We start from the raw sequence: 12,716 nt of genomic DNA on the forward strand, positions 1-12,716 counted from the left end.
CGTGAGCCTTGCATAAAATGCAGGTCAAGATGCCGCTGGGGAAGTCGCGAATGTCTCGCAGATGGCGCGGTCCCTTTGCTCCCGGGGCTCGCCCGCGCGGGGCCCCCGCGGCGTGCCGTGCGGTCCCCGCGCGCCATGTGCGTCCATCCGCCGCGGCTGTGATTCCCCGGGGGAGGGCGCGCGGGCGGCGGCCCCCGACGACCGGCCGCGGACGCCACGCCGATTCTGGAATGCGCGAAAATTCAATGGGTTGGCCAATTTTGCCGAGAAAAGGTTCTTCACCCCTGTTTCGGAACCTGTTCTAATGCGTCCAAGGCCTCGGGCGGCCTGCCGGCCGGGGTGGGGCGTGCGCGGCGAGACGCACCGACCCGACCTGCGGCCAAGGCAGGTGAGGGGGGTGTCTCAAGCGTGGCCCCGATCCGTGACGCGTTCTGAATCAGGACTTTAGGCTGGCGACCCCGGGACTTGGGGCCACCGGGCGGCGGATGGGGCTCCCACGGGCGCCCGTCACAGGGGCGGGATCGCCGGGGATCGGAAGCGGGATGGGGCAGGTGGCGGGCAGCGAAGAGCGGACAGAGGCCTTTGCGGCGGCGGCGGTGGCGAGCTTCGTCGGCGCCTATGCCCCCCTGCCGGGTGTGCGCGACGAGATGATGGATGCGGATGGCCGCCCCCGTCCTCATTGGGCGCCCTTCCTGGCCGCCCTGGCCGAGCTCGGACCGGAGGAGTTGCGGCGCCGCTTCGATGCTGCCGACCGTTACCTGCGCGACAGCGGCGTGTTCTACCGGGTCTATGACGATGGCGGCGGCCGGGAGCGGCCCTGGTCGCTGAGCCATGTGCCCCTGCTGCTGGACAAGGCCGACTGGGAAGTGCTCTCCGCCGGCCTGATCGAACGGGCGGAACTCCTGGACCGCCTGCTGAGGGATCTGTACGGCCCGGCAAACTTGGTCAGCCAGGGCGCGCTGCCGGCGGCGGCGGTGGCCGGGAGCCCGGAATTCCTGCGGCCGCTGGTGGGGGTCAAACCCCGGGGCGGGCGCTATCTGCGCTTCTATGCCGCCGACGTGGGGCGCGGGCCCGACGGGCGCTGGTGGGTGCTCTCCGACCGCACCCAGGCGCCGTCCGGCGTCGGCTATGCGCTGGAAAACCGCCTCGCCCTCACCCGCGCCCTGCCGGACACCTCGCGGCAGATGCGCATGGAGCGCCTGGCCGGCTTCTTCCAGACCTTCCGCACCTCGCTCATCAAGCTGGATCGCACGGGGGAGGGGCGCATCGGCCTCCTCACCCCTGGCCCGCTCAACGAGACCTATTTCGAGCATGCCCTGCTCGCCCGCTATCTGGGCTTCCTGCTTGTGGAGGGCGAGGACCTTTCGGTGCGCTCGGATGCCGCCTTCGTGCGCACGGTGGCGGGCTTGAAGCGCATCGACGTGCTGCTGCGGCGCCTGGATTCCGACTTCGCCGACCCGCTGGAGCTGAATGCGCGCTCGCGCCTCGGCGTGCCCGGCCTGGTTTCGGCGGTGCGCAACAATGCCCTGGTTCTGGCCAATGCGCTGGGCTCCGGCCTGGTGGAGGCGCCCGCCCTCATGGCCTTCCTGCCGCGCCTTGCGGTGCGCCTGCTCGGCCGCCCGCTGGCGCTGCCCCATGTGGGCACCTGGTGGTGCGGCCAGGAGGCCGAGCGCACCCAGGTGATGGAGAATCTGGATTCCCTCGTCCTCACCTCGGCCTTCGGCCAGCGGGTGAGCGCGCTTGGCGCGCGGGGCTCGGTGCTCGGGGCGGATTTGACCGGCGCCGAGCGGCGGCGGCTCTCCGCTCTCATGGCGCGGCGGGGCTCGGACCTCGTCGGCCAGGACGTGGCGCGCCTGTCCACCATGCCGGTGTGGACCGGCGAAAAGCTGGTGCCGCGCCCCTTCACCTTGCGCGTCTTCCTGTGCGCCACCGAGGACGGCTGGACGGTGATGCCGGGCGGCTTCTGCCGGATTGCCGAGAGCCTGGACGCGCGCGCCTTTTCCATCCAGCGGGGCGATCGCTCGGCGGATGTGTGGGTGCTGGCGGATACGGAAGTGGGCACCCAGTCCCTGCTGCCGAGCCCGGACAATGTGCGGGTGCGCCGCTCCTCGGGCACGCTGCCCAGCCGCTCGGCGGACAATCTGTTCTGGCTGGGGCGCTATGTGGAGCGCACGGAGGCGACGCTGCGCCTGGTGCGGGCGCTGGTGGGGCGCCTGGCGGAGACGGAATCGTCCTCCAGCCCGCTCGTCACGCGGATTCTCTCGCTCCTGTCCTCCTGGGGCGCCATGCCCGCCAATCTGGCCCGCGCGACCCCCGGCTTCTGCGCCGTGGCGGCCCTGACCCGGCCGGACCTGCCGGGCGGGCTGCCCCAATTGGTGCGCTCGGCCCGCGCCGCCGCATCCGTGATCCGCGACCGATTCTCGCCCGATGCCTGGCGCGCCTTGGTGGACCTGGAAAGTTGCCTCAACGCCCCCGTGCCCGCCGCCCCCTCGGAGGCCGACGCCCATGAGCGGGCCGACGCGGCGCTGCGCATCGTCGCGGCCTTTTCGGGCCTTGCCTCGGAGAACATGAACCGGCTGACCGGCTGGCGGTTCCTGGAGATGGGCCGGCGCATCGAGCGCTCCATCGTGCTCTTGCGCTATGCCCGCACCTTCGCCGAGCCGGGCGTGCCCAGCGGCGCGCTGGATGTGCTGCTGCAACTGGCGGACAGCCAGATCACCTATCGCAGCCGCTATGTGACCATGGAGGCGCGCGGGCCGGTGCTGGACCTGGTGCTGCTGGACCCGGACAATCCCCGCTCCCTGGCCTTCCAGGTGCAGCGCATGGCGGCCCATCTCCAGGTGCTGCCGGGCCGCAATCCCGACGAGCCGCCGCCTCTCTCGGAGCGCATCATCGCCCGCATGCGGGCGGACCTTATCGCCTCCAGCGCCGAGACGTTCGAGTTCGAGGATTTCGATGCCCTGGAGCAGGATCTGATGCTGCTCTCGGACGAAATCTCCACCCATTATTTCATCCAGGGGCCGGCCGCCGAAGCGGAATGGCACGGACCCAACTGAGGTGGCCATGCTCTACGACGTGCGCCAGACCACCACTTATACCTATGGCACCACCGTGCGCTCGGCCCGGCAGGTGCTGCGCATGACGCCGGTGGACCGCATGCCCCACCAGCATGTGATCGCCCACATGCTGAACACCCAGCCCCGCCCCGCCGAGATGGAGCAGGGCACGGATTTCTTCGGCAATGCGGTGGCCTGGGCCACCTTCGACACGCCCCATGACCGGCTGGACATTTCCACCCGTGCCCGCATCGAGGTGCATCCGGTGGTGCTGCCCGATCCCGAGGCGACGCTGATGGTGGATGAGGTGCGCCGCGAGGCCTTCGCCAGCACGGACCTGGGGCCGCAATCCCCCGTCCATGCCCTCTATCCCAGCCGTGCCATTCCCCTCGACGGTGAGATCACCGACTGGACGGCGCAGAGCTGCCCCGCCAACCGGCCGATCCTTGCCGCCGCGCTGGAGGTGATGACGCGCATCCATGATGACTTCGCCTATATGCCCGGCACAACCGATGTGACCACCTTGCCGGCGGAAGCCTTCGCCGCCCGGCGCGGGGTGTGCCAGGACTTCGCCCATGTGATGATCGCCGGCTTCCGGGGCCTCGGCCTGCCGGCGCGCTATGTGTCCGGCTATCTGCGCACCGTGCCCCCGCCCGGCCAGGAGCGCCTGGCGGGAGCGGACGCCACCCATGCCTGGGCGGAAGTGTGGTGCGGCCCGGAACTGGGCTGGGTGGGGCTCGATCCCACCAATTCCATCCCCGCTGGCGAAGACCACATCATCCTCGCCATCGGCCGGGACTATGCGGACGTGGCCCCGGTGGACGGCGTCATCGTCGCCTCCGGCGAGCACGGCCTTGCGGTGGGCGTGGACGTGATCCCGGTGGAGAAGCCGCAGGCGGAGGCGCCGGCGTCCTGAGGACGCCGTTCGCCTTGCCGACGGTCCCGCCTGCCGTCCCGCCTAGCGGCCCGGCCCCATGACGAGGTCGGGGAAGCCGGTGGCGATCTGGGGGAACAGGCACAGCAGCACCACCGCCACCAGCATCAGAAGCACGAAGGGCACCGTGCCCCAGATCACGTCCTTCAGCGGGATGTCGGGGGCGATGTTCTTGATGACGAAGATGTTGAGCCCCACCGGCGGGTGGATCAGCCCCATCTCCATCACGATGGTCATCACGATGCCGAACCAGATCAGGTCGAAGCCGGCGGCCCGCAGGGGCGGCAGGATGATGGGGGCGGTCATGAGGATGATGGAGACCGGCGGAAAGAAGAAGCCGAGCACCACCACCAGCACCAATATGGTGGCCAGCAGCAGCCATTTGGACAATTGCAGGGCGACGATGGCCTGCGCGGCAGCCTGGCTGATGTGCAAATAGCTCATCACGTAGGAATAGAGCAGCGACATGCCGATGATGAGCATCAGCATGGTGGATTCGCGGATGGTGGAAGTGAGGATGGGCGCGAGATCCTTGGGCGTCCACACCCGGTAGATGAGGGCGATCAGCACCAAGGCCAGAATGCCGCCAAGGCCCGCCGTCTCGGAGGGGGTGGCATAGCCGCCATAGAGCGCCACCATGACGCCGGTGAGCAGCACCACGAAGGGCAGCACGCGGGGGAGCGCATTGAAGCGGTCCCGCATGGTGATGTGCTCTTCCTTCAGCAGGGCGGAGGGGGTACCGTTGGCCTCATAGGCGGCCTTGGCGCGGGCAAATTCCTGCCGGAAGCGCACCATGGCATAGCCGGAGAACAGCAGCACCAGCAGCAGGCCTGGCCCGAGGCCGGCCAGGAACAGCCGTCCCAGCGACTGCTCGGCGGCCACTGCATAAAGGATCATGGTGATGGAGGGCGGCAGCAGGATGCCGAGCGTGCCGCCCGCCGCGATGATGCCGGCGGCAAAGGCGCCGGAATAGCCGCGCGCCCGCATCTCGGGAATGCCCGCCGAGCCGATGGCCGAGCAGGTGGCGGGCGAGGAGCCCGCCATGGCGGCGAACAGCGCGCAGGCGAACACATTGGCGATGCCGAGACCGCCGGGAATGCGATGCATCCAGGCATGGAGCGCGGAATAAAGGTCGGCGCCCGCCCGCGACTTGCCGATGGCCGCGCCCTTCAGGATGAAGAGCGGGATGGAGAGCAGCGTGATGGACGCCATCTCCTCATAGACATTCTGGGTCACCGTATCGAGCGATGCGGCCGGCATGAAGCCGAACATGAACAGCACCGCCACCGCCCCCAGTGCGAATGCGATGGGGATGCCGATGAACATGGTCGTGAGGGTAGCGGCCCCGTACATGAGGCCGATGGCAAGCACACTCATGACCGGCGCCCTCCCGACAAGGCGATGGCGATCTGCAGGAGGATCTGGAGCGACAGCAGCACCATGCCCGCCGTCATCACCCCATAGGGGATGAACAGAGGCGGCCCCCAGGTGGAGGAGGAGACATGCCCGTCCACCCAGGCTTCCTCCAGCAGCACGAAGGACTTCCAGGAGAAGAAGGCGCAGAAGGCGAAGGAGATGACATCCACCGCCAGCAGCCGCGCCGCATTGACGGCGGGCGGCAGCAAGGCGGTGAGCGCCTCAATGGCCACATGGCCGCGCCGGCTCTGCACATAGGCGGCGGTCATGAAGGTGGCGCCCACCAAAAGGAACACCGCCGCCTCGTCCTGCCAATAGGTGGGCGTGCGGAACAGGAAGCGCACGATCACCGAATAGGACAGGATCAGGCTCGCCGCCACCAGCGCCAGCGAGGCGAGGAAGAGGATGATGCGGTTGACAAGGCCCAGCGCCCGGTCAAGGACCGCCAGCGCCGGGCTTGCGGGCGCCGGGATCGCCGGCGCCCCCATGTCCATGCCGTGGCTCATGCGGGGACCTCTTCGGCGAGCTTGAGCAGCTTCGCGCACAGGGCCGACTTCCCGGCATAGTCCTTCCAGGCGGTGTCGCGGGCGATGGGTTTCCATTGGTCCACCACCGCCGCCGACAGGTCGTTGATCTGCGCGCCGGCCTTCTTGAAGACGTTGATGACGTTGACGTCATCCTCCTGCGCGCCCTTCAGGCCCAGCGGCTCCATCTCCGCGCCCACGGTCAGGATCAACTCCTGCTGCGCCTTGGGCAGGCCGTCGAAGATGGTCTTCGACATCAACAGCGGCTCCAGCATGAACCAATAGGAGGTGCCCCGGCCGGCGGACAGGTTCTTGGACAATTCCTCCAGGCGGAAGGAGATAAGGGAGGTGGAGGAGGTGATGCCGGCATCGCAGGCGCCGGTCTGCATGGCCACGTACAGCTCGTTGGAGGGCAAATTCAGCACCGCCGCGCCTGCCGCCTGGAGCATCAGGTCCATTTCGCGCGAGCCGCCGCGCACCTTCATGCCCTTGGCGTCGGCGGGGGTCAGCAGCGGCTTCTCGCGGCTGGCCGCGCCGCCGGCTTGCCAGACCCAGGTGATGATCTTGACGCCCTTGCCTTCCAGATAGGCGGAAAATTCCTGCCCCACGGGAGCGGTCTTCCAGGCCAGGCCCTGCTTGTAGGAGGAGACCAGGCACGGCATGAGGCCGATGTTGCATTCCGGCGCCTCGCCCCCCGCATAGGAGATGGGATAGAGCGAGAAGTCGAGCGCGCCCTTCCGCAAGGCGGAGAATTGCGCGTTGGTCTTCATCAGCGAGGAGCCGGGATAGATCTCGAACTTCACATCGCCATTGGAACGCTTCTCCACCTCGGCGGCGAACTTGCGCACCAGCCGGTCACGAAAGTCGCCCTCATCGCCGCTGGAGCTTGGGAATTGGTGGGAGATCTTCAGCGTGGTGGCCGCCTGCGCGGGGCCGGAGAGCCTTAAAAGCGCCGGGGCGGCAATGGCGCCGGCCAGCACATGACGTCGCGTGATCTGCATGACACACTCCTCCCTTGGGCCGCGCATGGGGCGGCCGATGGCGTTTCCTGATCCTGCTGTCCGGGTGTCCCGGATCTTGGTTGCGTCCGCCGCTCGGAGTTGGCGCTCCTGAAGGGCGGGGCCGCCGGAAAAGGCCGGCGGCGTCCCTGGTCGTGCGGGCCGGCGGTCAGGCCACCGACCGATACGCGTCCTTATAGGTCTCGCGCAGAACGTTCTTCTGCACCTTGCCCATGGTGTTGCGGGGCAGTTCGTCGACGAAGAAGATGCGCTTGGGCTGCTTGAACTTGGCGAGCCGGTCTTCCAGCGCCGCGTGGATCTCCGCCTCGGTGAGGGTGGCGCCCTTGGTGCGCACCACCACGGCGGTCACGCCCTCGCCGAAATCCTTGTGGGGCAGGCCGATGACGGCGCTTTCCAGCACGCCGGGAATGGCGTCGATCTCGCCCTCGATTTCCTTCGGGTAGACGTTGAAGCCGCCGGTGATGACGAGATCCTTGCCGCGCCCGACAATGTGGACATAGCCGTCGCCGTCCACCTTGCCGAGGTCGCCGGTGATGAAGAAGCCGTCGTGGAATTCAGAGGCGGTCTTCTCCGGCATGCGCCAGTAGCCCTTGAACACGTTCGGGCCCTTCACCTCGATCATGCCGATCTCGTCCGTGCCGACAACCGCGCCGGTCTCAGGATTGGTCACCCGCACGTCGATGCCGGGCAGCGGGAAGCCCACCGTGCCGGCCCGCCGGTCCCCGTCATAGGGGTTGGAGGTGTTCATGCCGGTCTCGGTCATGCCATAGCGCTCCAGGATCGCCTGGCCCGTGCGCTCGCGGAAGGCGCGGTGCGTCTCGGCCAGAAGCGGGGCGGAGCCGGAAACGAACAGGCGCATGTGGGCGGTCGCCTCGCGGGTGAGGCCGGGCTGGTCGAGGAGGCGGGTATAGAAGGTGGGCACGCCCATGAGCGAGGTCGCCTGGGGCATGAGGGAGAGGGCCTCGCGCGCATCGAACTTCGGGCAGAAGATCATGGACGCGCCGGCCAGCAGGATGATGTTGGTGGCCACGAACAGGCCATGGGTGTGGAAGATGGGCAGCGCGTGGATCAGCACGTCGTCTGACGTGAAGCGCCAATAGTCGCGCAGCGTCCGGGCGTTGGACAGGAGGTTGTCGTGCGAGAGCATGGCCCCCTTGGCCCGGCCCGTGGTGCCCGACGTATAGAGGATGCCGCCGAGATCATCGGGCCCGCGCGGCACATTATCGAAGGTCTCTGGCAGGCCCTCAGCCCCTTCCGTGAGCGAGCCCTTGCCATCGGTGCCCAGCGTTTCCACATGGGGCACGCCGAGGCGGGTGGCCAGCGCGCGCATGTCATCAGCCACTTCCGGGCGCGCCACCATGACGGTGGGCTCGGCATCGGAGAGGAAATACTCGATCTCCGCCAGCGTATAGGCGGTGTTGAGCGGCAGATAGACCGCGCCCGCCCGCACGGCGGCCAGATAAAGCGCCAGCGCCGTCCAGGATTTTTCCACCTGCACCGCCACCCGGTCGCCGGGCTTCACGCCGCGGGCCACCAGCAGATGGGCAAGGCGCGCCGACAAGGCAAGCGCGTCCGCATAGGTTTCCTGCCCGCCGCCGGGATGGAGCACCAGCGGCTTGTCGCGGGCGGGGATCGCCGCCTCGAAGGCGGAGAAGAGATGATTGGTGGAGGCTGAAGAGGTCATTGCACGGGCACCAGGCTGCGCGCGCTGGCCTCGCCGCGCAGCAGTTTCTTGACGGGAGCGCTCGCCACGACCTCGCCCTTGCCGGCATAGGCTTCGTGGTTCTTCTCGATGTCGGCCAGGACATAACGGTAATTGACCATCAGGCCGGCGGCCTGGGCGATGCCCTTGGGCGAGAGGTCGCCCATGGGATTGATGCGTTCGAGCCGGGCGCCATTGCCCAGGTGGAAGCGCGCCACCGGATCGATGGGCTTGCCCTTGGCCGTGCGCGCCACCAGGAAATAATGGGCGGCCAGCGCATTGATGACGGGCGTCAATTCCGTGCGGGCGGCCTCGTCGCCTTCCCAGCCAGCCACGTCGAGACGGGTGAGCACCTGGCGGTCCGCTGCGGTCAGGAGGGGCGAGGTCTCGTCGGCGCGGGTGCTGTTCACGAAGGCGCGGAAGCCGGGCACCGGGGAGAGCGTCACGAAGGTGGTGAGCGAGGGAATCTCGCGGGAGATTTCCTCCACCACCTGCTTGATGAGGAAGTGGCCGAAGGAGACCCCCGCCAGGCCCCGCTGGCAATTGGAGATGGAATAGAACACCGCCGTGGTGGCGGTGCCGGGGTCCAGCGGCGCGCGGGCCTGGTCCAGGATGGGCGCGATGGCGCCGGGGATCTCGCGCAGCAGGGCCACTTCCACGAAGATCAGCGGCTCGTCCACCAAGGCGGGATGGAAGAAGGCGTAGCAGCGCCGGTCGGGGGCATCCACGCGGGCGCGCAGGTCGTTCCAGTCCTTGATCTCGTGAACCGCCTCATAGCGGATGATCTTTTCCAGCACATTGGCGGGCGTCGACCAGTCGATGCTGCGCAGCACCAGGAACCCCCGATTGAACCAGGAGGAGAAGAGGTGGCCGAAATCCCGGTCCACCGGGGCAAGGTCGGGGCGCAGCACCATGGCGTCCATGAGATGCTCGCGCATGCGCACCAATTGCCCGGTGGCGCGGGGGGCCATGTTGAAGCGGCGGAACAATTCCTGCCGGCGCGGCTCGCTGGCGCGGTGGATCTCGGCGATGGCGGCATCCGAGCCGGCCTTGCCATAGGCGGCCACCGCCTTTTCCAGCCGCTTCACATCGGGGCCGAAGGTTTCCAGCAGGGCCTCGAAGAAGGCGATGCGCTCGCCGGTCTTCATGCGGCCATAGCGATCGAGAATATCGCTGGCGAGCGCGACGCCGGAGGCTTCGCCCTTGCCGGACAGCAGGTCCTCGCAGCGCTCCACCAGGGTGGCCGCCTTGGTGGCGCCGCTGACCCGGCTGTTGCGGTCCAGAAGCGCCCGGCCGCGCTCGGCAATGGAATTCAGGAGGTCGCCGAAAAAGGTGGTGTTGGAGCTCATGGGTCGCCGTCCGCCTGTTCGATCAAGAGCCATTGGGCCGAGGGCCGGCCCGCAATGCAAGGCTGGCCTGAGGTGGGGCGAAACAATGTGCGGGCAGATGAGGCATGAAGCAGGCATCCTCCGTCGTCCCACACATGTAAGTGCCGATTGCATGATAAGTCAATCTTCATGTATGCAAGAATGGTGGTGACTGTATGTTTCCAGCTGCTAAAGTGGCGCTGAAGCTGGAGGAGGGAAGCGGTGAGGGGAGAGGCCACGCCGCGCCTGCGTGAGGCGCTGGAGGACGACATCGTCGCCGGCCGGCTGCGGCCGGGGCAACGGCTGGACGAGGTGGGCCTCGCCGAGCGCTTCCAGGTTTCGCGCACCCCGATCCGGGAGGCGCTGATCCAGCTTGCCTCCTCGGGCCTGGTGGAAATCCGCCCCCGGCGAGGCGCCTTCGTGGTGCTGCTCGGCCCCCGCGAACTGGTTGAGTCCTTCGAGCTCATGTCGGAAATGGAAGGTGCCTGCGCGCGCCTGGCCGCCGAGCGCCTGGACCCGGCCGATCGCGCGGCCCTCACCGCGGCCCATGGCGCCTGCGGGGCGGCGGTGGCGGCCGGCGACACCGGCGCCTATTACCCGGCCAATGCGGTGTTCCACCAGGCCATCTATGACGCCACCGGCAATCGCATGCTGGCGGCGGAGGCCCGCCGGCTCCAGCGCCGGCTGCAGCCCTATCGCCGTCTGCAATTGCGCGTCTCCCGCCGCATGGACGCCTCCTTCGCCGAGCATGAGGCCATCCTCGCCGCCCTTTTGGCGGGGAACGGGGAGGCCGCCGCCGCCGCCGTGCGCGCCCATGTGCTGGTGCAGGGCGAGCGCTTCCTCTCCCTCCTGACCGCCTTGCAGGACGAGACCGAGGGCGCGGCCGCCGCCGGCTGACCCGCCTTCGACTTATGGCGCATTCACACCGCGCCTCCGACATGGCCCAAGTGGAGATGGATGCGGCCGGGGAGGCACAGCGTCGCTCTTGCCCCTGCGCCAGCCCCCCGCCACAGTCCCGACAACAAGACCGGGAGGCCGACGCCATGGCGGGGGAAGTGGACGACATTTTCGATTACATCGTGGTGGGCGCGGGTACCGCCGGCTGCGTTCTCGCCAACCGGCTCTCGCAAGACCCCAACGTTCGCGTCGCTGTGGTGGAAGCCGGGCGGAACGACGACTGGCTCTGGTTCCACATTCCCGTCGGCTATCTCTATGCCACCGGCAATCCCCGGGCCGACTGGTGCTTCAAGACCGAGCCGGAACCCGGCCTCAATGGCCGCGCGCTCAATTATCCGCGCGGCAAGGTGATTGGCGGCTCCTCCGCCATCAATGGCATGATCTCCATGCGCGGGCAGGCGGCCGACTATGACCATTGGCGGCAACTGGGCCTGCCCGGCTGGGGCTGGGATGATCTTGCCCCGCTGTTCAAGGGCAATGAGGACCATTTCCTCGGCCCCAACGCCCATCACGGCAAGGGCGGGGAATGGCGGGTGGAGTTTCCCCGCATGACCTGGCCGCTGTTGGACGCCGTGCGCCAGGCGGCGGGGGAGGCGGGCATCCGCGCCGTGGAGGATTTCAACACCGGCGACAATGAGGGCGCCGGCTATTTCCATGTGAACCAGAAGCGCGGCATGCGCTGGAGCACGGCGCGCGGGTTCCTCAAACCCGTGCTGGATCGCGACAATCTGTTCATGATCACCGCCTCCCATGTGCGCAAGGTGGTGATCGAGAACCGTCGCGCCACCGGGGTCGTGGTGACCGGCCGCGACGGGCCGCGCACGCTCACGGCCCGCCGGGAGGTGGTTCTGGCCGCCGGTGCGGTGGGCTCGCCGCAATTGCTGCTGCTGTCGGGCGTCGGGCCGGGGGAGCATCTGAAGGACAAGGGCATCGAGGTCGCCCATCATCTGCCCGGCGTCGGCGGCAATCTGCAGGACCATCTGCAATTGCGGCTCATCTACAAGATCCAGGGCATCGGCACGCTGAACACCCGCTACCATTCCCTGCTGGGGAAGGCCTGGATGGGCGCCCAATATGCCCTCTTCCGGCGCGGACCCTTGACCATGGCGCCCTCGCAACTGGGCATCTTCACCCGCTCCGATGCCCGCCAGGAGCGGGCGAACATCGAGTTCCACGTCCAGCCTTTGTCGCTGGACAAGTTCGGCGAGCCGCTCCACCGCTTCCCCGCCTTCACCATGAGCGTGTGCAATCTGCGGCCCACCTCGCGCGGCACCATCCGCCTGAAGGACAATGTGTTCACCTCCGCCCCCGAGATCCGGCCCGGCTATCTCGCCACCGATGAGGACCGGCAAGTGGCGGCCGATTCCATCCGGGTGGCCCGGCGCATCGTCGGCCAGAAGGCGCTCGCCCCCTATACGCCGCAGGAAATCCTGCCCGGCCCCGCCGTGCCGGATGAGGACAGCGCGCTGGCGCGGGCGGCGGGCGATATCGGCACCACCATCTTCCATCCCGTGGGCACGGCCAAGATGGGCCTGCCCTCCGATCCCATGGCGGTGGTGGATGCGCGGCTGAAGGTGGTGGGGCTGGAGGGGCTGCGGGTGGTGGACGCCTCCGTCATGCCCACCATCACCTCGGGCAATACCAACACGCCCACCCTCGCCATCGCCGAGAAGGGGGCGCGCATGATCCTGGAGGATGCCCGCGCCTGAGGGGGCGGGGCGCCAATGGTGTAATCTCCCCG

General features: G+C 68.3%; 9 protein-coding genes. 4 read left to right on the forward strand and 5 right to left on the reverse strand.

Annotated features, from left to right (window positions below; all coding sequences use genetic code 11):
• Positions 1-542: 542 nt before the first annotated feature.
• Positions 543-3,056 (forward strand): circularly permuted type 2 ATP-grasp protein, encoded by a 2,514-nt coding sequence (locus ACT54L_RS12435; RefSeq protein ID WP_476085900.1) that lies wholly within the window; start codon positions 543-545, stop codon positions 3,054-3,056.
• A 7-nt stretch (positions 3,057-3,063) separates the two neighbouring features.
• A complete protein-coding gene (locus tag ACT54L_RS12440; RefSeq protein WP_476085901.1) occupies positions 3,064-3,972 on the forward strand; it encodes a transglutaminase family protein in 909 nt (302 codons plus the stop codon).
• Positions 3,973-4,014: 42 nt separating this feature from the next.
• On the opposite strand, the gene ACT54L_RS12445 is transcribed toward ACT54L_RS12440, so the two are convergent.
• The 5 genes from ACT54L_RS12445 to ACT54L_RS12465 form a co-directional block, all read right to left on the reverse strand.
• Positions 4,015-5,367 carry a TRAP transporter large permease gene (locus ACT54L_RS12445; RefSeq protein ID WP_476085902.1) on the reverse strand — a complete coding sequence of 451 codons (1,353 nt, stop codon included), beginning with the start codon at positions 5,365-5,367 and terminating at the stop codon, positions 4,015-4,017.
• Positions 5,364-5,912, reverse strand: coding sequence for a TRAP transporter small permease (locus ACT54L_RS12450; protein WP_476085903.1), 549 nt, complete (start codon positions 5,910-5,912; stop codon positions 5,364-5,366). Before ACT54L_RS12450 ends, ACT54L_RS12445 begins: the two co-directional genes overlap by 4 nt.
• A complete protein-coding gene (gene dctP, locus ACT54L_RS12455; protein ID WP_476085904.1) occupies positions 5,909-6,931 on the reverse strand; it encodes a TRAP transporter substrate-binding protein DctP in 1,023 nt (340 codons plus the stop codon). The genes ACT54L_RS12450 and dctP overlap by 4 nt, the downstream gene beginning before the upstream one ends.
• Before the next feature lie 166 nt (positions 6,932-7,097).
• Positions 7,098-8,633, reverse strand: a complete 1,536-nt coding sequence (locus tag ACT54L_RS12460) for a malonate--CoA ligase (RefSeq protein ID WP_476085905.1) — start codon at positions 8,631-8,633, stop codon at positions 7,098-7,100.
• On the reverse strand, positions 8,630-10,000 hold the full coding sequence (locus tag ACT54L_RS12465; RefSeq protein ID WP_476085906.1) for a malonyl-CoA decarboxylase: 1,371 nt from the start codon (positions 9,998-10,000) through the stop codon (positions 8,630-8,632). Before ACT54L_RS12465 ends, ACT54L_RS12460 begins: the two co-directional genes overlap by 4 nt.
• Before the next feature lie 240 nt (positions 10,001-10,240).
• Here ACT54L_RS12465 and ACT54L_RS12470 point away from each other — a divergent pair, with 240 nt between their 5' ends.
• On the forward strand, positions 10,241-10,915 hold the full coding sequence (locus ACT54L_RS12470) for a GntR family transcriptional regulator (protein ID WP_476085907.1): 675 nt from the start codon (positions 10,241-10,243) through the stop codon (positions 10,913-10,915).
• Positions 10,916-11,061: 146 nt separating this feature from the next.
• Positions 11,062-12,684: a GMC family oxidoreductase gene (locus ACT54L_RS12475; protein ID WP_476085908.1), complete on the forward strand. Its 1,623-nt coding sequence runs from the start codon at positions 11,062-11,064 to the stop codon at positions 12,682-12,684.
• Positions 12,685-12,716 lie beyond the last annotated feature (32 nt).

The organism is Aquabacter sp. DMC10 (assembly GCF_056314145.1).